Source organism: Chroogloeocystis siderophila 5.2 s.c.1 (assembly GCF_001904655.1).
In the GTDB taxonomy this organism is placed as follows: Bacteria; Cyanobacteriota; Cyanobacteriia; order Cyanobacteriales; family Chroococcidiopsidaceae; genus Chroogloeocystis; species Chroogloeocystis siderophila.
The window spans coordinates 120,915-143,020 of record NZ_MRCC01000008.1 but is presented as its reverse complement, the minus strand read 5'-3'; the positions used below and the strand labels follow the sequence as shown (position 1 = coordinate 143,020).

The window sequence follows — 22,106 nt, the reverse complement described above, 5'->3', positions numbered from 1 at the left end:
GAAAAACCCTTTGCCTAAGTACGCTTCTTATTTAAAATATAATAGGATTCACTCGCTTGGTGTCCGCTTACTTCTGAATTTAGTGTTACCCATTCTACAAGTAAGGTAATGCTATTCGGTAGTAGTCTCATTAAATTCATAATTACAGCCTAACGAACACTGACTTGTATCTAAATCAAGTACCGCCAACTCGTGTTGCAGTTAGGGTTGCTTGCTATCTGTTGATCGGTCGTTTGTAGGTATTGCGGATGTGAATAATAAGAATATTGTTGTAGCATCCAATATGTGAAGTACCTGCTTTAAGTAGCGATCGCACCTGCGGTTCCTTATAAAGAGGGATTGTAGAACCACAAAAGCAATTGGGCTGAAGGTGGTAGAAACACTGTATTTATCAATTTGAGGTAGAACCACTGTAGTTTGTTCTTGAGTCCCCTGAGTGATACTACAGTTGTGTAGGCAACGACACATGACACCAAAGACAACACAAATATTTTTTTGACCAAAGGTCGGTTTTTTCAATGGAATTTTCAATCGCTACACTACTTGCGAATTTTCATGATGATAAATTAGTCGCTGCCAAGGTACTAGAGAAAAAATTAGATTGTCTCGAAGAAACGAGTTTAACGAAGTTACATATTGCCTTGGAAGTCCTCGAAAAAATTGGCATCTTAGCTAAAGAGCGTGGAAAGTATCGCCGCCTACCCGAAGAAGGAGTTATCGAAGCTAAACTCCGCTGTTCGAGTAAAGGATTTTGCTTTGCGATTCAAGACGAAGAGGGCGCAGAAGATATTTACATCCGCGAAAGTCATCTCAGTACAGCGTGGAATGGCGATCGCGTCTTGGTGCGACTCACAAAAGAAGGTAGCCGTCGCCGCAGTCCTGAAGGCGAAGTACGCTTGATTCTAGAACGGGCAAACCACAGCTTACTCGCGCGGTTGAAGCAAACCGAAAAAGGCTTTCGCGCAGTGCCTTTAGATGACCGATTATTGTTTGAAATTGACTTAGTACCAAGTGATATCAACTTAGCAGAAGCAATCGAACACTTGATTCATGTCGAAATCTTGCGCTATCCGTTAGGACAATCGCCACCGCTGGGTAGGGTAGTACAAGTTCTTGGTGGAAGTGCCGAAGCAGCTGCGGATATTGACTTAGTTTGCTGTAAGCACGATCTACCACGCGGCTTTAGCGAAAGCATACTCGCCGCAGCTGCCAACTTACCGAGTCAAATCACCAAGACAGAGATTAAACAGCGCCTCGATTTGCGATCGCTGCTCACAATTGTCATCGAAACTCAAGATCGTGCCAACGCTGCGTGTATCGAAAATGCGCTGACTTTAGAAAAAACGTCCGAAGGACGATGGCGTTTGGGAATTCATACAACCGATGTCGCGCATTACATCTTGCCTGACTCACCGTTAGATAAAGAAGCACTTAAGCGCGGTAGTAGCGTTTACTTGCGCGATACCGTATTACCACTATTTCCCGAAGCCGTCCAGGAACGATGTTCATTAGTAGCAGGTAGCGATCGCTTGGCAATGTCTGTCCTGCTGATCCTCGACTCGAATACAGGACAAATCGTCGAGTATGAAATTCAACCTACGGTGATTGCTATCGACCAACAGATCAGCGAACAACAAGTACAAGCAATTATCAAGGCACAGCAAGCTGCATTGAATGGTCAACAACAAGAGAATAGCCAGACTGTGGACGAGTTGCCAACGAACATTGTTGAATTGATCCACCAGCTATTGGCGATTAGTCAAGCAGCCCAAACTCAAAGACATCAACGCGGTAGCTTTGAACTCAAATTACCCCAAGACGATTATCCGCATTACGATGAGGGAATGCTTGGCGTCGTTAAAGCTGAATCACCACCGGTAAGAGCGTTGTTAACCGAGTTGCTACTGCTAGGAAATCAGGCGATCGCCCAACACTTGCAAACCTTAGAAATTCCCGCAATTTACCGCAGTCAACCGGCTCCTGATGTGGAAGATGTGCAGGAGATGATCAAGTTAGCAAGCAACTTAGGCGTAGAACTGCAACTTGAGCAAGAAGATACGATTTCATCAACGGACTTTCAAGCGTTTACCGAGCAATTCGCGCAAGTGCCATCAGAGCAAGTCCTCACGTATCTTTTGCAAGCTACGCTCAAGCAAAGCCTTTACAACGTTGCACCCCAGCCACATTTTGGTCTAGCGCTCCCAGTTTATGCGCGGGGAAATTCTCCTTTATGGCGGTATGCTGATTTACTGCTGCAACGCGTCCTACATATTTTATTCGAGCAAGGACGCGATCGCCGCACGACTCGCGCGAAAGAGCGAGTAAACCTGCGGCATAGTTCGGCGCACGGTAATATTACTTGGAATGTCTTACCACCAGATATTCAGCAAGAGTTAGAAACGGATCTTGCTAGACTTGTCGTGCAACTCAACGACCGCGAAAAGGAAGTCCAAGAAGCCGAAGAAGATCTCGCTGGGCTACAAAAAGCACAGTTAATGAAACAGCGTACTGGCGAAGTTTTTCAAGGACTGATCACCGGAGTCCAATCCTACGGCTTTTTTGTCGAAATTACAGTTCCAGATGCCAACGGTAAACAACTGCGCGTCGAAGGCTTAGTTCATGTAAGTTCGCTCAAAGATGACTGGTATGAGTATCGCGCCCGCCAACAAGCGCTGTTTGGTCGCAAAAGCCGTACCGCTTATCGTTTAGGCGATCGCGTTGCTGTACAAGTGAAAAATGTCGATTACTACCGCCAACAAATTGATTTGGTCACAGTCAATGGCGACGTTGAAGGTGATTTACTTCCAGATGAGGGTTTGCTAGAAGATAACGACGACGATTTTAATTCTGATATGGAGGAAGATCTCAATTCCAATTCGGATTTTTACCTTGATGAGGAGTAACCCCAATAATCTTGTGTCTAACCCACAACCAATTTATCAAAACCCACCTACGTTACCACTTGTTTTAGGAGTTTCTGGAGCGTCTGGGTTAATTTATGCCGTCCGCGCACTCAAGTTTCTTTTAGCGGCTGACTATGCAGTTGAGCTTGTTGCTTCTAAATCAACATACATGGTTTGGCAAGCCGAGCAAAATATCCGAATGCCCGTAGAAACTTTGCAGCAAGAGCAATTCTGGCGACAGCAAGCTGGTGTAGAAGCGCAAGGGAAACTTTGCTGTCACCATTGGGGCGATGTGGGAGCTAACATTGCAAGTGGCTCCTTCCGTACCCTTGGTATGGTCGTGATCCCCTGTAGTATGAGTACTGTTGCCAAACTCGCGGCTGGTTTAAGTTCAGACTTGCTAGAACGAGCATCCGATGTGCAATTAAAAGAAGGACGCAAGTTAGTGCTTGTGCCGCGCGAAACGCCTTTTAGCTTGATTCACTTACGCAACTTAACAACACTTGCTGAAGCTGGTGCCAGAATTGTGCCAGCGATTCCAGCTTGGTATCACAAACCGCAAACAGTTGAAGATTTAGTCGATTTTGTCGTTGCCCGTGCGTTGGATCAACTTAACATCGATTGTATTCCGATTCAGCGATGGCAAGGACGTGATTAGAGAAGGGTCAGGGTTCGGAGGTTAAAGGTTAGGGGGTGAATAAAGCAGCAGGTTTCATACGGAGAAACTTGATCTTCTGAGGTGAAAATAGAATGGTATAGCAACAGTCAATATAATTAGAACATCTATAGCTCAAAATCATTTGCTTCAATTGTATTAACCGTAGCATTTCCTGAACCCTGACCTCTGCCATAACACCCCAAAACTATGCCTGTTTTGCGACTACTTTTGTTACTGGTGGTGCTGGGAGGACTAACTTTGTTACTGTTGCAAAACTGGTCCCCTGTCCTACCACTTGTCTTTTTGGGTGGGCGATCGCTAGCGCTACCATTAGCTGTTTGGATTTTACTCAGCATCGCTGCTGGGGCGCTTTCTGCGTTACTGATCGCGGGGTTATTCAAAACGTCGAATTATTTTGCCCAAAGTCGAGTCAAGCGGCGCAGTATTGGCGATCGCACTCCACCACCTCCCAATCAACGTACTGTCAAGCAGGAGTATACAACAGCGACGAGTGCTACTTATTCATCAGCAGCATCGACAACAACTGATCCGATGGATGATTGGAATAATGATAATTCCACTGATGAAGATTGGAAATTTGAGGAAAATCCGACACCACCAGGGAACTTTCCTCCGGAAACGACGATCAATAACTCTAAAACCTACGAAGTCAGCCCAGACGCTTCTAGAACTAATCCATCAAGTTCTGTATACTCGTACAGTTCTAGCGAACCGCGCAATACCAGTGTTGGTAAAACCGAGTCAGTCTATGATGCTGACTATCGCGTGATTACACCACCTTATGGTAGTCGCAATCCAACCGAGGATGATGATGAAGATTGGGGATTTGAGGATGACGAGTTTGACGACGAAGATGACAATAATTCACGCTTGCGATAAAGCTTCTTCGCCAAGATGAAACTTGCCTTATCACCTGGCGCAGTACTATGAAGCTTAATTTTATTTATAGGAGATAATTTAATTTAACATTACCTGGATAAAGCGCAGTGCTCATAGGCGATCGCATTAGCTACATTGTTCAATTGGCGTGTACTCAAACCGCTCGCGCGATTCTTGCTTAACTTTACCAGCCATCGCGGCTTCTTGCAATGCCATAAAAGCATTGAGATCTTCTAAGTCGTAGTGGGTTGTGAGTAATTGTCGCAGTTGTTCCTCTGCTTCAATCGTTAAGTACCCTGTCTTGAGTGCCTTTTGCACTAGTTCGCGAATCAAAGCCATACTTTAAACCTCATCCATAACATCTGAAGGGTAGAACTACCTACGAGCTAATGATGAATCCAAGTCATTTATTGCTATTCAATTGAGGCACAGTAGCGTCAGCAGCCTGAGTCATCAAAGTTTGATTTTGTTGACAGCACGGTAAGCCTTACTGTCGTTGTGACGTACAAGAATTGATAAAGTTTCAATCTAAAAGCCAAACACAACTTTGTTATTTGTAATCTATCACCTAACAATCGTTATGTAAATCATTAAAGTAGTGCTGTTTAGCATTTTTAAAAATAAAAAGCATTGTTATTTTTTTATCGAAAGAAATCAAGAGGTGATGTAAAAATGCACTCTAAAACAAAGCTATTAGAGACAAATCTTACAGCAGCAGAAAATCTCTGGAATCTAGAATAACTGAACTCGGATTTAGCCAAAACAAAGGAAAAATTCCTGAATGCTGTAGAGAGAGCATTACTCAGAAGATTACTTTGCGGTTATAGTCTAGCAGAAAATGCCAGTATAATTTGTCAAAATTGTAGTAGCATCAGACATAGTTTATTTATCAAATGAATGATATAAGTATGTAGAAGAAATGTAGAATCTTCAAACGGGAAATTCGGTTAAAATCAAAAATTGAAGTCGTGTAGCGCAACTACTAGAAACATCTGGCTATAAAAAAATTGAATTTCAAGACAAATTATGTATCTGCTACAACAGTTTTGCAAGCCAATACTATGTTGATGCGAGAATTTTTATGGACGAAGCCTAGAGTTGCGATCGCCCGTGAGCGCTATGCTTCGCGCAATCACTACAGTAATGGATTGTTGACAAGCAGTGCTGCATCGAGAAAACAGCTTTATCTGTCAAGATTGCCAAACGAGTTATATCGCTGAACAATTGAGCGATCGCATTTATCAAAGCCAGAGAAATCATCAAGGTATTTCTATTTCTAAAATTATTTATGTCGTTCTACTCTAGAGAAAGCTGCTGATTTAGGTAGGCAGGATTGAGTTGTGCTACTTTTGAACGAACCCCATAGGAGCTACTCCCGCGCGTCAGAGCAGCTGGCGTCAAAGTGTTGGTGGCACAGAGGAAAGCAAAATACAAGTATTTTAGAGACTAGATTACAGTTTTAGTGAGTTGAATAATAGTATTGTGAACACATCAGATAGGCAAAGCAACGTATTGAAAGGAGTCAACTTATACTTAGTTGGCATGATGGGTACTGGGAAAACAACAGTAGGACGTGCCTTAGCAACTAAACTAGGCTATAGATTTGTCGATACGGATGAGATTATTACTCAAGTAACACAACAATCAATTAGCGAAGTGTTTGCAACGAGTGGTGAAGCAGCGTTTAGACAAATAGAAACTCAAGTATTAGCAAAAGTTTGTGCTTATACGCATTTAGCGATCGCCACAGGTGGTGGTGTTGTTCTTCAACGCGAAAATTGGAGTTATTTGCATCACGGTTTAATTGTCTGGCTAGATGCACCAACAGAATTACTCTCTACCCGCTTAAGTGCTGATGACACTCGACCATTACTCCAAACAGGAGACTTGAGATCGCAGTTAGAAACGATCTTGCAACAGCGACAACCGCTTTATTCACAAGCTGATCTCCGAGTTGTTGTCACTTCCGAAGAAACGCCAGAACAACTTGCTACACGGATACTACAAGAGATTCCGCAAGTTTTGAAGCAGCCAAGCACGCTCCCACAATCATAATTTGAGATTTCAAATTGTTGCAATTGAGATTGTTGCCAAGCACAAATTCTTTTAAACTTGTGCATACTTTTTGCTGCTTATAAAAGCTACTCATGTTTAACGATAGCGAATACATTAGAGAAACCGAAGCTACCCGCGTCCGAGTGTTGAGCGAAGCACTACCTTATATTCAACAGTTTGCTGGAAGAACCGTTGTTGTCAAGTACGGTGGTGCAGCAATGAAAGATAGTTCGCTTAAAGATAAAGTTATTCGCGATATTGTATTTTTATCTTATGTGGGACTGCGACCGATTGTTGTTCACGGTGGTGGACCAGAAATTAATAGCTGGTTAGATAAATTAGGAATTGAGGCGCAGTTCAGAAATGGCTTGCGCGTCACAGATGCGGCGACAATGGATGTCGTGGAAATGGTGCTAGTTGGTCGCGTCAATAAAGAAATTGTCTCTCTAATCAACCGTGCTGGTGGCTCAGCGGTTGGGTTGTGCGGTAAAGATGGAAATTTGATTAAAGCACGTCCTCAAGGTCAAGAAGGTATTGGCTTTGTTGGAGAAGTCACCAACATGGATGTAAGTATTTTGGAAGCACTCGTTAAAAATGGCTATATTCCTGTCGTGTCCAGTGTCGCAGCCGACGAAACAGGTCAGGCTTATAATATTAACGCCGATACAGTTGCTGGCGAACTTGCAGCCGCATTAGGTGCAGAAAAGTTAATTTTACTAACCGATACACCAGGAATTTTGAAAGAGTCTAAAGATCCTTCAAGCCTGTTGCATAAACTAGATATTCAACAAGCGCGGGAACTAATCGCCCAAGGTGTTGTCAGTGGTGGAATGATTCCGAAAGTGAATTGTTGCGTGCGATCGCTTGCGCAAGGCGTCCATGCTGCACACATCATTGATGGTAGAATTCCTCACGCTTTGCTACTAGAAATCTTTACAGATAGCGGTATTGGCTCAATGATTGTCGCCTCAGATTTTATGGGGTAGACAAGAGGCAAGGCATTGCCTTGCCTGTACTAAGTGGTTATGGTGGTTGAAAGAGAAGTTCACATTTAGTATTTCTCCTCTACACCTCTACACTTTTGCTTCCTTGCTTCCTCAAGGAAAAATAATAACGCCTGATGGTGCTCTGTTGAAACGCCGATATCCTGAATTGAGAATGACTGGATTAATTAACGTTGAATCTTGAATTTTGGGATTTACTAAAACAGGATTGATCAACGTAGAGTTAATTACTTGACCTGTTCTCCTTGTTGGCGTAAAACTCCAAGAATTTATTGGCGCACGACGCACAGAAATTCCCGTAACCGGATCTACAGGCATAGGAGTCGGAATCGGGCTACCGTAGATGAAGGAACTTATATTCTGTGGTTGACTGACGCCGTAAGGAACTTCTTGACCAATAAATACTGACTGCGCCGCAACTGGTACTGATGGTATCGTTATCAGCGCTGCACCAAACACTACAGGTGTTATAACACTAGCTGCACTCAATATTTTTTTGAAGGGAATCATAACTTTATTGCCAATAAGTTTTCATTAAGTTGTATGTATATCTATCCTTTAGTAATGTCTAACTATATACCTCTATTAAAATTCTATCGGTTTTACTAACAAAATATACGAGTAAATAGGTGAAAATAAATGTAATTCAAAGGTTAGTCACTGGTCATTGCTAAGAATAGTCAATTAAAAATTACGCATCACCAATTACCTATTACTACCAATCATGTAATATAAACGTCTACTAAGCTTATCTGTGGCTATGTCAAAATAGCACCACCCATTAATTTTTGATAGCGGTATTCTAACTCAGATCTCATCAAACGCCAGCGTTCCAGAGTCGCATCAATTTCGATGACTTTTTCTGCGGCTGCTCTTGCCAATTCTAAAACTTCTTGATCTTCTACAAGACTTGCTAAAGTAAAGTCTGGTAAACCTGATTGTCGCGGTCCTAGAACTTCTCCAGGACCGCGAAAACGCATATCCATCTCTGAGATAAAAAAGCCATCTTGCGATTGTTCTAACACTTTTAAGCGAGATATTGCAGTCTCTGCTTTAGAATTACTCATTAAAAGACAGTAAGATTTTGCTGCACCCCGACCAACACGACCGCGTAATTGATGCAGTTGTGATAAACCAAAACGCTCTGCATTTTCAACCATCATCACTGTTGCATTAGGTACATCAACTCCTACTTCAATTACAGTTGTTGAAACTAAAATTTGTGTTTGATTGTCACGAAATTGACTGATTACGGCGTCTTTATCTGCTGAACTCATCCGACCATGAAGTAAGCCTACTTGATATTGCGGAAAAATGCTTTCTTGCAGTCGTTGGTGTTCTTCAACAGCAGCACGAACATCAAGTTTTTCGGATTCTTCTACTAAAGGTAGAACAATATAAGCTTGACGCCCCTGTGCAATCTCGCGGTTAATTAAATCATAGGCGTGAGTGCGCTCTTTTCCTGATAAAACTGTTGTCTGAATTTGTTGTCTTCCTGGTGGAAGTTCATCGATTTGACTAACATCTAAATCGCCATGCAGTGTAAGCGCGAGTGTACGCGGGATGGGAGTCGCTGTCATTGTCAAGACGTGGGGCGATTCGCCTTTTTGCTGTAATTGCGCCCGCTGTCCCACGCCAAAGCGATGTTGTTCGTCAATGACAACTAAACCTAAACGCTGAAAGTTGACTTTTTCTTGAATCAACGCATGAGTACCGACTAAAAGCGGTAATTCGCCGGTTTCGAGTTGCGCGTGAATTTGACGGCGTTTTGCAGTTTTTGTAGAACCTGTTAACAGTTCTACAGGTAAATGCAACAGATTAAACCAACCCACTAGCTTGCGATAGTGTTGTTCTGCTAACACTTCGGTAGGAGCCATTAACGCTGCTTGATAGCCTGATTGAATCGCCGCCAGGATGGCGACAACAGCAACAACCGTTTTCCCCGAACCTACATCGCCTTGTACCAGGCGATTCATCGGTACTGGTTTTTGTAGGTCATCGAGGATGTCGTTAACAACTCGCGATTGAGCGTTAGTTAGTTGAAAAGGTAGGAGTTGATAAAATGTTTTTATAAGTTGCCCAGTACGCGCTAAAACTGCACCATTTTGAATTTGACGTGCTTTATACTGGCGTTGGAGTAAACCAAGTTGTAAATAGAAAAATTCATCGAAGACTAAGCGACGTCGCGCCACTTCTAAGGAAGTACTATCTGCGGGAAAATGAATATTGGCGATCGCTGATCTTAACTCCATCAAACCATACTTATCGCGCAAACGAAAGGGTAGTGGGTCTTTAAGATGGACGCACGCAGGTAAAGCCGCAGTGACAGCCTTGCGTAACATATCTGCGCCTACGCCTTCAGTCAAAGCATAAACTGGTACGACTCGACCGATTGTTAGTGAGTCAATCGTATCTCCTGGATGTGCTAAAACTTCAATTTCGGGATCTTCTAACGTTAAACCATATTTGCTTTCTTTAACTAACCCAGAAGCAGCTACGACTGCACCCACGGGGTAGCGACGTTTTTGCTGTTCTTGCCAACCGCGATGGCTATATCGCGCCCCTGCAAAAAAACGACTAATCCGAATTTGACCAGTATTGTCTTTGAGGACAAGTTCTAAAATCGTTAATTTAGGATTTCGCGGGCTATTAAAGCAAGTACAGCGCTTGACTGAGCCTAGTAACGTGACTGTCTCGCCTGCTTGAAGTTCTTTGATATTGACTTGTCGCGCGTAATCAATGTGGTCGCGAGGATAATAAAATAAAATGTCGCGTACTGTATACAACCCTAATCGTGCTAAGTAGCCACTTCTTCTTGCTCCTATTTCGGGTAAGCTTTTGAGTGGCTGCTCTAGGTCTGGTGCAATGCGGGTTGCGGCTTCTGTTGGTAATGATTGTATTAAAGGTGTTGTCGGCGGGAGTTTTGTTTTTGTTGCGTATGGCGATCGCTCGATTTGACTTTGCTTGCTTGTGACATTTTCTCCCCGCTGATATCGTTGTGTATGATACACGCATCTACGTGCTTCCGCGACTAGGTGTTGTCGTTCTTCTAGTGGCAATTCGGGATATTTTGCAAATTGTGCCGCGATTTCTTGCCAGCGCTGACGTTCATCTGATGGCAGAGTCAGCGGAGGTTTACCAAAACTGAGACAGAGAAATTCACTAAAGCGATATTGCTTGCCTATTAAATCAGCAAAGCCGCGTTCTGCTTCTACTGCCAACGCTTTTTGCAATCGCCCTAAATCTAGTGATTCTGTCATACAGTAAGGGTCAGAGGTCGGAGGTCGGATTAAGAGTTCTCGGTGTTGAATGTTGAGATAAAAAGTAAATTTAAAACTCAAAACTTGAATGGTGTTTTAAGCTTTACCTCTATTAATATAAGTAACTAGTAATTGGCTTAGCCGCGATCGCCCAATCTCCTTTATAACTTTATAGTACGCACTGCTAATCCTCAAACCAGCTTGCCCGCCACGCTGCTTCGGCTTCGGCAACGGCTTGCTCGCGTTGTTTTCTATAATATTCTTTCAATAAAGCACGGCTTCGGGTTTCTAGCTGACGAATCTGGTTACGCTTAGTTCTAAGTGTCGCATCTGCAAATTCAATCTCGCTTAGCCGTAGATAAATTGCGACAAGCGTTGTCACACTCGACTCTTTTTGCTCGCTGTTGCTTTCTGCTTCTACTAATAAGTTTAACAAGTTCGGCGGTCCCGCAGTTGCTTCTGCTGGAAGTTCAGGGGCGTTTAACGCTGCATCGAGTAGTGGAAAGGGAAGATTTTGTGGTAATATTTTCGCTTGCTGAAGTAAATAGTTGATTTCCCGCGAAATTGTTTTTAGTTGCAAAGCGATCACCTGCTCAACATTTTGCTGCCACTTGATAAGCTCGATCGGATTTGCCGGAAATTTAAGTATTGTGTTAGGAGTTGATGTTTGAGGGCTAACAGATTCCAACAACGCCGCTTCAGTCGCTTCTAGCGGAATGTCTTCTTTAATTTCTTCTTCTGAGTTTTCTTTCGCTTTAACCTGTGAAGAAATTGTTAACAACTGCTCAGTAGCTTCTCGTATGACTCGGCGTATGTCTTGCTGCAACTGTTGCCGCTGATTAAAAGATAAATTCAAAAACGCTTCTGGGTAGCCCTGCGTACACAAGTGATAAGTTGCTAAAACTGCTTGCTGTCGTACAGCTTGCCCTAAAGCGATGAAATAACTTTTGTAAGCCACGTAAAGTTCTTCTGCTAGAACTCGACACGCTTCTTCTAAAGCTGCAATCTCTCGTTTAATTTGTTCAATTGTTGCCATTACCTCAAAAACAAGGGGTGAGGGGCGAGGGACGAGGAGTGAGGGGAAGTTTTGAGTGCTGAGTTTTGAATTAGAAAAATCAACTCAAAACTAACCACCAGAAACTTTGCACTTCAACCTGACCTCTAACCTCTAAACCCCAACCCCTAATTCTACTTACTACCCATTTGCGCAGCAACTTCTTCTGCAAAGTTACTTTCTTGCTTTTCGATACCTTCGCCTAAGACAAAGCGGACAAAGCGACGCACTTGGATATTTTCACCCAACTGCGCGATCGCCTGTTTCACTAAATCTTCCACAGAAATGTTTTGGTCGCGAATGTAGGGTTGATCCATCAAAGTCATTTCTTTCAGGCGTTTTTCAATTCGACCTTGAACGATCTTTTCTTTGATGTTGTCTGGCTTTTTCTCCAGATCGTCACGCCCCATTTCGATTTCTTTTTCTTTTTGGACGATATCAGCTGGGATATCTTCTACTTTGACATACTCGACATTCGGGCAAGCCGCTACCTGCATGGCGATATTCCGCACCAGCGTTTGGAATTCTTCACGACGAGCCACGAAGTCGGTTTCGCAGTTAACTTCTACTAACACACCAACTCTACCGCCAGTGTGGATATAGCTACCTACGAGTCCTTCTGCTGCTACGCGTCCAGCTTTTTTGTCAGCAGAGGTGATACCTTTTTGCCGCAACCATTCGATGGCTTTGTCCATATCACCATTGTTTTCTTTCAGCGCCTTTTTGCAATCCATCATTCCAGCGCCGGTTCTTTCGCGTAGCTCTTTGACGACTTGTGCAGATATTTCCGCCATCTTGCCTCAATTTCCTACTTAACTAAATTCGAGCTTTTAGGTCACATTCCCAAAAGCTATTTTATTATTCTTCTTCGTCGGCTGGTTCTGCTTCCTCATCTGGTAGCAGTGAGTCAGTATATTCGACTTCGCTTTCGTCGTAATCGAGGTCTTCCTCCGCACCTTCGTAGTCGTATTCCTCTTCTACGTCTAGCTGACCGTGACGCCCTTCATAAATCGCATCGGCTAACTTACCAACAATCAGCTTGATCGAACGAATTGCGTCATCGTTGGCTGGAATCGGAACATCAACAACATCGGGATCGCAGTTTGTATCTAACATCGATACAATTTGAATTCCTAGTTTTTGACATTCTTGCACGGCGTTGTATTCCCGACGCTGGTCTACAATCACAACCACATCAGGAATTTTGCGCATCATTTTGATGCCGCCTAGATACTTCTGTAACTTTGCCATCTCGCGGCGCAGTACCGAAGCTTCTTTTTTTGGTAACAAGTCTAGCGCTCCGCTTTCTTCGCGGCGCTCCAAGTCTTTTAACCGTTCGGCACGCGTTTTGATTGTCGTCCAGTTCGTTAGCATTCCGCCTAACCATCTTTGGTTGACGTAGTACGAACCGCAGCGCGCGGCTTCTTGCGCGATGATTCCTGCTGCTTGCCGCTTTGTACCAACAAAGAGGAACTTTTTACCCTGTTCAGCCGCAGTGCGCGTGTATTGATACGCTTCATCCATCAACTGGGCAGTTTGTACCAAGTCGATGATATGCACTCCGTTACGCGAAGTATAAATATAAGGAGCCATTTTCGGGTTCCATCGTCGGGTTTGATGCCCAAAGTGAACCCCTGCCTCCATCATTTGCGCCAATGAGACAACTGGCATATTTTCTCCTAATTTCGGGTTAATCCTCCATCCAGGTGTATTTCCTTACCGGAAACACCCGAAAAAACTGGATGTGCGATTTTGGTCAACTCTACTAGTTTATCACATCAAAAGCTCTATTTGACGCGGTCAGCAGACTGCATTTGCGCGTAAGCCGAATAAACACCTTGAACGTTGTACCAATTCAGAAAAATTCGCGCAATTTCTAGAGCTAATTGCGGCTTATCCTGGTCAATCAACCACTGAAGTAAAGGTGCTAAGCTACGTTCGTTAAGATTGCCACCCAGCGAAAGTAATCCCCAAAGCAAACGGTGCAGCCAAGTCATTTGAATCATCATCCGCACTTCCCAAATCGGGTGTTTTTGATAAAACAACACACCCATGCGCCCGCGTTGAATTTCTTTTTCGATCAGGTTAGGAATTTGCTTGAGATTAAACGGTGGGTGCCAATGATAGCCAACTGCGGCAGGGCATTTAATCAGTTTTAAGCCTAATTGTTTTAACCGTACTCCGAGTTCTAGATCTTCCCAGCCATAAAGTTGAAATCGCGTATCAAATAACCCTGCTTTTTCCAACCAATGCCGCGCGATCGCCACATTCCCTGTCGCAAAATAAGCCGCAGAAAAGTCCGTAATTTTGTACGGTTCTGCCGTAGGATCGGCAAAATTGCAGGTGTTGATTACAAGACCATAAGTAAAAACGCGATCGCTGCCATAGTTTTTTTGTCCTTGCTGTAATCCATCAGCGTGCGCTTGGAGAAAATTTTCTGTTACAACGAGGTCGCTATCAATAAAAATAATCGTATCGCCCTGCGCGTGTTCTACACCCAAATTACGCGCGGCTGCTGGTCCTTGGTGGTTTTGTAGAAGCGATCGCACGTGCGGAAACTCCGCAGCATTGTCTTGTAGCCACTCTAACGTACCGTCGGTCGAACCATCGTCTACTAAGACAACTTCGTAGTCCTCAATGGCGCTATCAGCAGCTAAATTCTGGCGTTCGAGCGCTTTTAAGCACTTCGCTAAAATCGGCTGACGATTGTAAGTTGGAATCACAACACTAAAAAACACGCTTCCCCCTAGCACCACCTACAAAAGTCATCATAAAGCGATTAGCTGGACTTGCTAACGATGAGCTTGCTAATGGTTGTGTCGCCATGAATTTTACCCGTTGATACTATTGCCGCACAGTCCTAGCAAACCATAACTGATCATGGCTTATGACGGAATGACAAATAATTCTGTGCCATGGCTGACAAGAATGCGCCTAAATTAGTTAGATAATAATCACTCGTTGTTTTGCCAAATCGAGGAATCAATGGGTCGTGCTACTAAAGTTGTCCTGGCATACTCTGGTGGAGTAGATACTTCTGTCTGTATTCCCTATCTCAAACATGAATGGGGCGTTGCCGAAGTGATTACCTTAGCCGCAGATTTAGGACAGGGAGATGAATTAGAGCCAATTCAACAAAAAGCGCTGCAATCAGGTGCAAGCGAATCACTCGTCGTTGATGCACAAGAAAGCTTTGTCAAAGATTATGCGTTTCCGGCAATTCAGGCAAATGCCTTGTATGAAAACCGCTATCCGCTTTCGACGGCTTTGGCGCGTCCCTTAATCGCAAAGCTGTTGGTAGAAGCCGCAGAAAAGTATGGTGCAGATGCCGTCGCGCATGGTTGCACTGGGAAAGGTAACGATCAAGTCCGATTTGATGTTTCCATTGCTGCACTTAACCCGAATTTGAAAGTATTAGCCCCAGCGCGCGAATGGGGAATGAGTCGTGAGGAAACAATCGCCTACGGCGAACGTTTTGGGATTCCTGCACCTGTCAAAAAATCTTCTCCTTATAGTATCGACCGTAATTTACTCGGTCGCAGTATTGAAGCCGGACCATTAGAAGATCCCCGCACCGAACCACTCGAAGAAATTTATTTGATGACAAAGGCGATCGCCGATACTCCCGATACACCAGAGTATGTTGAAATCAGCTTTGAGCAAGGTATTCCTACCCAACTCAATGGAGAAGCGATCGCACCTGTAAAACTCATCGCTCAACTTAACCAAATTGCAGGCAATCACGGCGTTGGGCGCATTGACATGGTAGAAAACCGCTTGGTTGGGATCAAATCACGGGAAATTTACGAAACACCCGCATTGTTAGTTTTGATTCAAGCACACCGCGATTTAGAAAGTCTCACACTCACGGCAGATGTCACGCACTACAAGCGTGGTATTGAAGAAACTTACAGCCAAATGATTTATAACGGGCTGTGGTATAGTCCACTTAAAGGTGCGCTTGATGCGTTTGTGCAAAAAACTCAAGAGCGCGTATTGGGTACTGTGCGCCTTAAATTCTTTAAAGGAAACGCAACAATTGTCGGGCGCTGGTCTGATAATTCGCTCTACACTCCAGATCTAGCGACTTACGGCGCTGACGATCAATTCGATCACAAAGCCGCAGAAGGCTTTATCTACGTTTGGGGACTACCAACTCGAATTTGGTCAAAGCAAGTACGAGGTTAGGAGAGTAGGAGAGTGGGAGGTGTGGTAGAGATTTAATTGTTATTGTTCTTTATTACCCGCCTACCCTACAACCCTCATATGCTCTGCTCTTAATCTTCACTCGCAACTTTCTTAACTTGGCGCGACTCCCACCACAAGGGAACAACAATCCAAGCGATCGCAACAACTAAGGCAAGAATCGCAAATTCACCTACCCAAGAAACTAATTGTTCTAAAGATACAACCTGTCCGACAAAGAAAGCTAAAGTCACCATCACAGACGCCCATACGGCTGCTCCAGCTAAATTGTAAACGAAGAATTGAGCAAAAGACATCCCAGCTATTCCAGCTAATAATCCCGAAAAAATGCGCAATAAAGCAATAAACCGCCCAAAGAAGACGGCTTTGGTTGCATTTTGACTGAATTTGTCCTTCAATTCTTCCAACCGCACTGCGGGGATGCGAAAAAAGCCAGCAACGCGAAGAATAAATTCCCAACCAGTATATCTGCCAATCCAATATCCGCAAGTGCCACCAAGAACCGCGCCAAAAATGGCACTACCAAGCACAAACCAATAATTTAGTTCCTTGCTACCAGCTAGAAAACCTCCAATCAACGTTACGGTTTCTCCTGGAATGGGAATACCTAAGTTTTCTAGCAAGATCCCCATAAATATTGCCCAGTAGCCGTAATGATGCGCAAACTCCTGGATTTTCTCCAGTGATACAAACTCCAGAGACATTCCCGCAGCCTTTACAAAGTTTTACGTTTTCTCCATCTTGACGCGGTTTTGCTTAGGGTGTCAATTAAGGAAATACAATGAGCAACAAAATCTACCTTTTGTTGAGTTGCTCGTAAAGTGTAACGCAAAGGCTAAAATCTTCAATTATCTTTAAAATCTTTTATGTCCTACTACTACTTCACAAAAACTTTAAATAAGTGCCGCTGCCGCATAAAGATTCCGTAAAGCTCCCCAAAACTACTGAAATCATTTTGTACCAGTGTTTATAGTAGGGGGATTAAAACCTATGTCTGTAGAATTGCATTAAGTCAGCAAGCGTGAGCTATTGATGACGACATAAACCAATACTTCCGATTATAGGGCGATAGTTGAAGTAATGTTACAAAAACAACAATCTATTTAGTGTTTTCAGTGGCATACTTCTTTCATCTCATCTAAATAAAAAGCAACCGCTGCTTTTACATAAATAGGCGCAAGCATTCGTTTCATCTGAAAACTGCATCCGTATAAAAAAACAACTCATAGAATGGGTATTTTTACAAGCTGCTTTTCCAAAGGATGAAACTTTTTAATTTTTTGAATTCTACGCTCAACTTCTTAACCACATAACGACAAGGTATATGAATATTACACACAAAAATGGTTACATGGTTGTACTTCATCCTCAAGGACGATTAGATTGTGACGGTAGTAAGCGCTTAGAGGCTCAATTGACACGCCTGATGGTACAGCGTAATTCGCTATGGGTAATCAACTTATCGCAAGTCGATTTTATGGATAGTACTGGTTTAGTAGCTTTGATAACAGGACTGAAAGCAGCGCGTGAAAGCGGTTGCCGATTAGTGCTATGCCATTTACCAGAACCTGTCAAGTTAATTTTAGAACTTACTCAGCTTGATTCAGTGTTTGAAATTTGTGAAGACTACAACGCCGTTTTGACATTGACTGAAACTCCTGCTTTAGCTGCTTAGTTACTTTATGCGAACATAAATGCCTATATTTTGATTTATGCGAGCAGTTTAATTAATGTAAACTATGAAATAAGCAACGCTAGTCAACTATTCTGAACACTAAGCTCATAATTATCACAATTGGTAGTGCAGCTAGTTTTTGGCAGGAGAGAGCGCTAACTCATAAACTTACTAGTGCTGTACAACCGAAGCATAATCTCAATCGAACCTATATACTTTTTCAATAGTCCGTAGCACCAAACTATTTCTCAAGTGTGAAATAGTAGATCTTAGCAATCGCGCATCTAAAAAATTTACGCTAAGCGCTGGTCACTGATATAAACAGATTTTGTTCTAGTGCAAATACCATTACCTCACCTTTATGGCTATGAAGGCATTATCCCGCTTTCAGCTTTCTACCTGGTGTGGCTTGAGCAGCGGGAGTAATGATGCTGTACCTAATCAGCGGCTAGCTAATTGCTGTTGCTTCTTCGGGAGATTCTTGGGAATCTTCGATTTCTGAGGATTCTTGCTTGATAGTTAAGTAGCGAATCACCTCATCACTCAATCGCATTGCGCGCTCTAGTTGAGCAATAACCGTTCCAGGGGCTTGGTAGTTCATTTGAACATAAACACCTTCACGGTGCCTAGCGATTTCGTAAGCAAGGCGACGTTTACCCCGATTTTGGATGTCAACTTGCGTTGCTCCTTGCTCTTGGAGCATATTTTGGTATCTTGTAACCGCTTGCTCGACCTGTTCTTCTGCGAGATCAGGACGCAAGATGTACATTGTTTCGTAATTTGCCATGATAAGAGTTTTCCTTATGGACAACGCGGCTGCTTGGTGTTGGGTGCTTGTGAACCACAACCTCAGCAACAAGGAATTACAATTTTAGCAAAGTTAGTGCCTTATGCCATCACTTAGTTTATTTAGCGATCGCCGCGAGCAAAAAAAACTAAGTTAATCATAGATGAGATGATATCTTACAAAGTTGATCGACCGATGCAATGTATGCTGAGGTGTAATTAATTGACCGCAGCCTGTTTTTGGCAGTAGTTAAGCTCAAAACCTAGATTAACAGCACTTTATGGCGCAGCGCTACGTCCGAGTTCAAAATCAAGAGGGACGGATTTACTACGGGTTGCTCAAACCTAGCCAAAGCGTTCAGGTTCTTGATGCTCCACCGTGGTTGCAAGGTCAGCCTACGGATTTGCATTTAGAACCAGATCGCTATAAGATTCTAGCTCCGTGTGCTCCCTCTAAAATTGTTGCAGTTGGGAAAAACTATGCCGACCATGCGGCAGAAATGGGGACAGACGTACCCAGAGAACCATTACTATTTCTTAAACCATCAACCGCAATTATTCCGACTGGCGGTGAAATCATTTATCCTGCGCAAGCGCAGCGGATAGACTACGAAGGCGAATTAGCCTTAATCATCGGCGATCGCACTTTTAGCTGCACGCCGACACAAGCGCAAAACAAAATTTGGGGCTACACGATTGCGAATGATGTAACAGCGCGCGATCTTCAGCAACGTGACGGTCAATGGACGCGTGCTAAAGGATTTGATACGTTTTGCCCCTTAGGTCCTTGGATAGTCCGAGAACTTAGTCCTGGAGCGCGGTTACAGACGTTTATCAATGAACAAGCTCCTGTACAATCGGCAAGTGTCGATCAGATGGTGTTTCCTCCAGATGTTCTGGTGTCCTACATTAGTCAAATTATGACACTTCTGCCTGGTGATGTTATCCTCACAGGAACACCTGTCGGTGTCGGACCTTTACACTTAGGCGATTTTGTTGTCGTCGAAATTGAGGGAATTGGTCGATTGGAAAATACTGTAATCTCTAGAGAATACACCGTCGTGCAACCGTTCGAGAAAGCTTAACGGACTTGCATATACACCGCGTCTGATATTGCCGGAATTTCAGCATAACGACCAAGTAATGACTGAATCACCGCGTAAGCAGCGGCGATAAATACGCCTAGAAAAATCGTGTTGGCGATTGTAGCGATCGCAAAAGTCGCGCCTGGAATTAGTGCTAATATCTGCATTAAAATACTGCACAAAAACAATGCAACTGTGATTAAAATTGCCTGCATCGTGTTGAAGCGGATAAAGTGGCTCACCCGTTCGTTTCTCACCACGAGTAAGAATAAGACAATGAAAATAATGAGTCCGACAAACGGTATGCCAAAGAAAATTTGTACTAGAGGTAATAAAGGCACTAAAATGACCCTCAGTGCAGGAAATTCACCAAAAATCGTATTTTGTATTCCTACACGCAGCAGTAGCCCTACAACATAGACTAGCGGTAACAAATAAGCAAGGCTGCCAAAAATTCTGTCCCAAACTGTCGTTGACCCGCGCCAAGCCATTACTTTCCTCCCATTTTTTGCTTTCCCTAAGCTACAGGATAACGCAGGTCTATTGTTCTCTTGAAATTACTGAGATCAATTTCCTTGAGTTAGAGTATTCATATACGCGCGCGATTGACAGGTTATTCAATGTTAGCGATCCGAAAGCCCATCATACACTGATACTGGTCTGGCTGGCTTGCTGCTATTTTATGCAGCGCTTGACCACAGCGGAGTTGACCTTGACGCCAGCGGGGTTGACCGCTTTGATCCGCCAGTAAACAGCTTTGACAAACCTGATGTGGGGCAAGGATTTGATCTTCTATCAAAACCACTAACATCCACTGCCTCCTAGAGAACCCCTAATTGACTTAATTCCATTTTATGGTAGATAACTAGAAATACTGTAAGAATGCATACACAGCTTAATATTATACTGATCGTTCATGAAAGGCAGAGAACGCGATCGCACGTGAAAAACGAACCGCATAAGTGCGATCAACGCTAAAATTAGCTAGCAAAATCTATTGATGATGTCATAAAAAACAGTTCTCAATTATTTTTAGGGATATTAGCAAGTGACTCGTAATAACTTAGACTTTCTCGCCCAAACAGATCCCACTGTTGCAGATTTAATTAACTCAGAACTTCAGCGCCAACGCGATCATCTAGAGTTAATTGCTAGCGAAAACTTTACTTCCGCAGCAGTTTTAGCCGCGCAAGGCTCTGTACTCACCAACAAATACGCCGAAGGCTTACCAGGAAAGCGTTATTACGGTGGTTGCGAGTACATCGATGGTGTTGAACAACTAGCAATTGACCGCGCTAAGCAACTTTTTGGTGCAGCCCATGCTAACGTCCAACCGCATTCTGGAGCACAAGCAAATTTTGCCGTATTTCTAACGCTGCTCGAACCTGGAGACACGATCATGGGAATGGATTTATCCCATGGCGGACATTTGACGCATGGTTCGCCCGTGAATGTCTCTGGTAAGTGGTTTAAAGTTTGCCATTACGGTGTTAGTCAAGAAACCGAGAAACTCGATTATGACCAAATCCGCGAGTTAGCGCGTCAACATCGTCCTAAGTTATTAATCTGCGGCTACTCGGCGTACCCACGCATTATTGACTTCGAGAAATTTAGAAGTATTGCTGATGAAATTGGGGCTTACTTATTAGCTGATATTGCGCATATTGCTGGTTTAATTGCAAGTGGCTTACATCCTAACCCAATTCCCTACTGTGATGTTGTTACCACCACTACACACAAAACGCTGCGCGGTCCGCGCGGTGGGTTGATTCTTACCCGCGATGCAGAATTAGGCAAAAAGTTAGATAAATCAGTGTTTCCTGGTAGTCAAGGAGGCCCTTTAGAACACGTCATTGCAGGGAAAGCCGTTGCTTTTGGCGAAGCACTCAAACCAGAGTTTAAAACTTATAGCGCCCAAGTTATTGAAAATGCCCGCGCTTTGGCGACACAGTTACAATCAAGAGGCTTTAAAATTGTTTCTGGTGGTACAGATAATCACTTGATGCTTGTTGATTTGCGCAGTATTGGCATGACGGGTAAGCAGGCAGATCAGTTAGTGAGTGGCGTGAATATTACTGCGAATAAAAATACAGTTCCCTTTGATCCAGAATCACCCTTTGTGACGAGTGGTTTACGCCTTGGATCACCAGCAATGACAACACGCGGTATGGGAACTGCGGAGTTTACCGCAATTGGAAACATTATCGCTGATCGCCTACTGCGCCCAGAAGATGAAAGCATCGCGCAAGCTTGTCGCCAATGCGTAGCAGATTTATGCGATCGCTTCCCACTCTATCCACATCTCAATATTCCAGTACCAGCATTAGCTTAATTAAGGGATCAGGTATAGGGGGTAGCAAACAAAATAGAGGGAGTTGGGTAGCGAGTAATAAAGAACAATAACAATTAAATCTCTCCCACACTCCCCACACCCCTTTTTGACTTTTGTGTGTTGAATGTAGATATAAATTGTGCAAATGCGGGTAAACTTTGGCTGAGACGTTGCTTTAGTGACTGAGT

At 43.5% G+C, this 22,106-nt stretch carries 21 protein-coding genes; 10 read left to right on the top strand and 11 right to left on the bottom strand.

Annotated elements, in window-relative coordinates; genetic code table 11:
• Positions 1-518 precede the first annotated feature (518 nt).
• The 3 genes from NIES1031_RS11500 (at position 519) to NIES1031_RS11490 (ending at position 4,461) form a co-directional block, all read left to right on the top strand.
• Positions 519-2,903, top strand: a complete 2,385-nt coding sequence (locus NIES1031_RS11500) for a ribonuclease R family protein (RefSeq protein ID WP_073549519.1) — start codon at positions 519-521, stop codon at positions 2,901-2,903.
• Positions 2,893-3,561 carry a flavin prenyltransferase UbiX gene (locus NIES1031_RS11495; RefSeq protein ID WP_073549518.1) on the top strand — a complete coding sequence of 223 codons (669 nt, stop codon included), beginning with the start codon at positions 2,893-2,895 and terminating at the stop codon, positions 3,559-3,561. The genes NIES1031_RS11500 and NIES1031_RS11495 overlap by 11 nt, the downstream gene beginning before the upstream one ends.
• 207 nt (positions 3,562-3,768) lie before the next feature.
• Positions 3,769-4,461, top strand: coding sequence for a LapA family protein (locus NIES1031_RS11490; RefSeq protein ID WP_073549517.1), 693 nt, complete (start codon positions 3,769-3,771; stop codon positions 4,459-4,461).
• A 126-nt stretch (positions 4,462-4,587) separates the two neighbouring features.
• Here NIES1031_RS11490 and NIES1031_RS11485 read toward each other — a convergent pair whose 3' ends face one another.
• Positions 4,588-4,800 carry a hypothetical protein gene (locus NIES1031_RS11485; RefSeq protein WP_073549516.1) on the bottom strand — a complete coding sequence of 71 codons (213 nt, stop codon included), beginning with the start codon at positions 4,798-4,800 and terminating at the stop codon, positions 4,588-4,590.
• 707 nt (positions 4,801-5,507) lie between these two features.
• Between NIES1031_RS11485 and NIES1031_RS24340 the strand changes: the two genes are divergently transcribed.
• The 3 genes from NIES1031_RS24340 to argB all read left to right on the top strand — a co-directional run bounded on the left by NIES1031_RS24340 (position 5,508) and on the right by argB (position 7,502).
• A complete protein-coding gene (locus tag NIES1031_RS24340; protein WP_178378113.1) occupies positions 5,508-5,681 on the top strand; it encodes a hypothetical protein in 174 nt (57 codons plus the stop codon).
• A gap of 292 nt (positions 5,682-5,973) precedes the next feature.
• Positions 5,974-6,516, top strand: a complete 543-nt coding sequence (locus NIES1031_RS11480) for a shikimate kinase (RefSeq protein ID WP_407919495.1) — start codon at positions 5,974-5,976, stop codon at positions 6,514-6,516.
• Between the two features lie 92 nt (positions 6,517-6,608).
• Positions 6,609-7,502 (top strand): acetylglutamate kinase, encoded by an 894-nt coding sequence (argB, locus tag NIES1031_RS11475; RefSeq protein WP_073549515.1) that lies wholly within the window; start codon positions 6,609-6,611, stop codon positions 7,500-7,502.
• Between the two features lie 111 nt (positions 7,503-7,613).
• On the opposite strand, the gene NIES1031_RS11470 is transcribed toward argB, so the two are convergent.
• The 6 genes from NIES1031_RS11470 to NIES1031_RS11445 all read right to left on the bottom strand — a co-directional run bounded on the left by NIES1031_RS11470 (position 7,614) and on the right by NIES1031_RS11445 (position 14,572).
• Positions 7,614-8,030: a hypothetical protein gene (locus tag NIES1031_RS11470; RefSeq protein ID WP_218596771.1), complete on the bottom strand. Its 417-nt coding sequence runs from the start codon at positions 8,028-8,030 to the stop codon at positions 7,614-7,616.
• Between the two features lie 248 nt (positions 8,031-8,278).
• Positions 8,279-10,780 (bottom strand): ATP-dependent DNA helicase RecG, encoded by a 2,502-nt coding sequence (recG, locus tag NIES1031_RS11465; protein ID WP_073549514.1) that lies wholly within the window; start codon positions 10,778-10,780, stop codon positions 8,279-8,281.
• A 184-nt stretch (positions 10,781-10,964) separates the two neighbouring features.
• Positions 10,965-11,816, bottom strand: coding sequence for a hypothetical protein (locus NIES1031_RS11460; RefSeq protein ID WP_073549513.1), 852 nt, complete (start codon positions 11,814-11,816; stop codon positions 10,965-10,967).
• 152 nt (positions 11,817-11,968) lie between these two features.
• On the bottom strand, positions 11,969-12,628 hold the full coding sequence (gene tsf / locus NIES1031_RS11455; RefSeq protein WP_073549512.1) for a translation elongation factor Ts: 660 nt from the start codon (positions 12,626-12,628) through the stop codon (positions 11,969-11,971).
• Between the two features lie 64 nt (positions 12,629-12,692).
• The gene (rpsB, locus tag NIES1031_RS11450) at positions 12,693-13,505 is read right to left on the bottom strand and encodes a 30S ribosomal protein S2 (protein WP_073549511.1); all 813 of its coding nucleotides are present in this window, start codon (positions 13,503-13,505) and stop codon (positions 12,693-12,695) included.
• 116 nt (positions 13,506-13,621) lie between these two features.
• The gene (locus NIES1031_RS11445; protein WP_178378112.1) at positions 13,622-14,572 is read right to left on the bottom strand and encodes a glycosyltransferase family 2 protein; all 951 of its coding nucleotides are present in this window, start codon (positions 14,570-14,572) and stop codon (positions 13,622-13,624) included.
• Between the two features lie 247 nt (positions 14,573-14,819).
• On the opposite strand from NIES1031_RS11445, the gene NIES1031_RS11440 reads away from it, so the two are divergent.
• Positions 14,820-16,022 carry an argininosuccinate synthase gene (locus NIES1031_RS11440; RefSeq protein WP_073549509.1) on the top strand — a complete coding sequence of 401 codons (1,203 nt, stop codon included), beginning with the start codon at positions 14,820-14,822 and terminating at the stop codon, positions 16,020-16,022.
• A gap of 89 nt (positions 16,023-16,111) precedes the next feature.
• Here NIES1031_RS11440 and NIES1031_RS11435 read toward each other — a convergent pair whose 3' ends face one another.
• Positions 16,112-16,744 carry a DedA family protein gene (locus NIES1031_RS11435; protein WP_073549508.1) on the bottom strand — a complete coding sequence of 211 codons (633 nt, stop codon included), beginning with the start codon at positions 16,742-16,744 and terminating at the stop codon, positions 16,112-16,114.
• 620 nt (positions 16,745-17,364) lie between these two features.
• Between NIES1031_RS11435 and NIES1031_RS11430 the strand changes: the two genes are divergently transcribed.
• Positions 17,365-17,715: an STAS domain-containing protein gene (locus tag NIES1031_RS11430; RefSeq protein ID WP_073549507.1), complete on the top strand. Its 351-nt coding sequence runs from the start codon at positions 17,365-17,367 to the stop codon at positions 17,713-17,715.
• Between the two features lie 448 nt (positions 17,716-18,163).
• Here the strand turns inward: NIES1031_RS11430 and rpsF are convergent, their stop codons facing one another.
• Positions 18,164-18,505, bottom strand: coding sequence for a 30S ribosomal protein S6 (gene rpsF, locus NIES1031_RS11425; protein ID WP_143167763.1), 342 nt, complete (start codon positions 18,503-18,505; stop codon positions 18,164-18,166).
• 277 nt (positions 18,506-18,782) lie between these two features.
• Between rpsF and NIES1031_RS11420 the strand changes: the two genes are divergently transcribed.
• The gene (locus NIES1031_RS11420) at positions 18,783-19,586 is read left to right on the top strand and encodes a fumarylacetoacetate hydrolase family protein (protein ID WP_073549505.1); all 804 of its coding nucleotides are present in this window, start codon (positions 18,783-18,785) and stop codon (positions 19,584-19,586) included.
• On the opposite strand, the gene NIES1031_RS11415 is transcribed toward NIES1031_RS11420, so the two are convergent.
• Together NIES1031_RS11415 and NIES1031_RS11410 are read right to left on the bottom strand one after the other, a co-directional pair.
• The gene (locus NIES1031_RS11415) at positions 19,583-20,077 is read right to left on the bottom strand and encodes a Tic20 family protein (protein ID WP_073549504.1); all 495 of its coding nucleotides are present in this window, start codon (positions 20,075-20,077) and stop codon (positions 19,583-19,585) included. The two genes, NIES1031_RS11420 and NIES1031_RS11415, sit on opposite strands and share 4 nt — an antisense overlap.
• A 122-nt stretch (positions 20,078-20,199) precedes the next feature.
• Positions 20,200-20,397 carry a hypothetical protein gene (locus NIES1031_RS11410; protein WP_015189303.1) on the bottom strand — a complete coding sequence of 66 codons (198 nt, stop codon included), beginning with the start codon at positions 20,395-20,397 and terminating at the stop codon, positions 20,200-20,202.
• Positions 20,398-20,634: 237 nt separating this feature from the next.
• Between NIES1031_RS11410 and glyA the strand changes: the two genes are divergently transcribed.
• Complete coding sequence (gene glyA / locus NIES1031_RS11405) at positions 20,635-21,918, top strand: serine hydroxymethyltransferase (RefSeq protein ID WP_073549503.1); 1,284 nt, start codon at positions 20,635-20,637, stop codon at positions 21,916-21,918.
• The last annotated feature ends 188 nt before the right edge of the window (positions 21,919-22,106 follow it).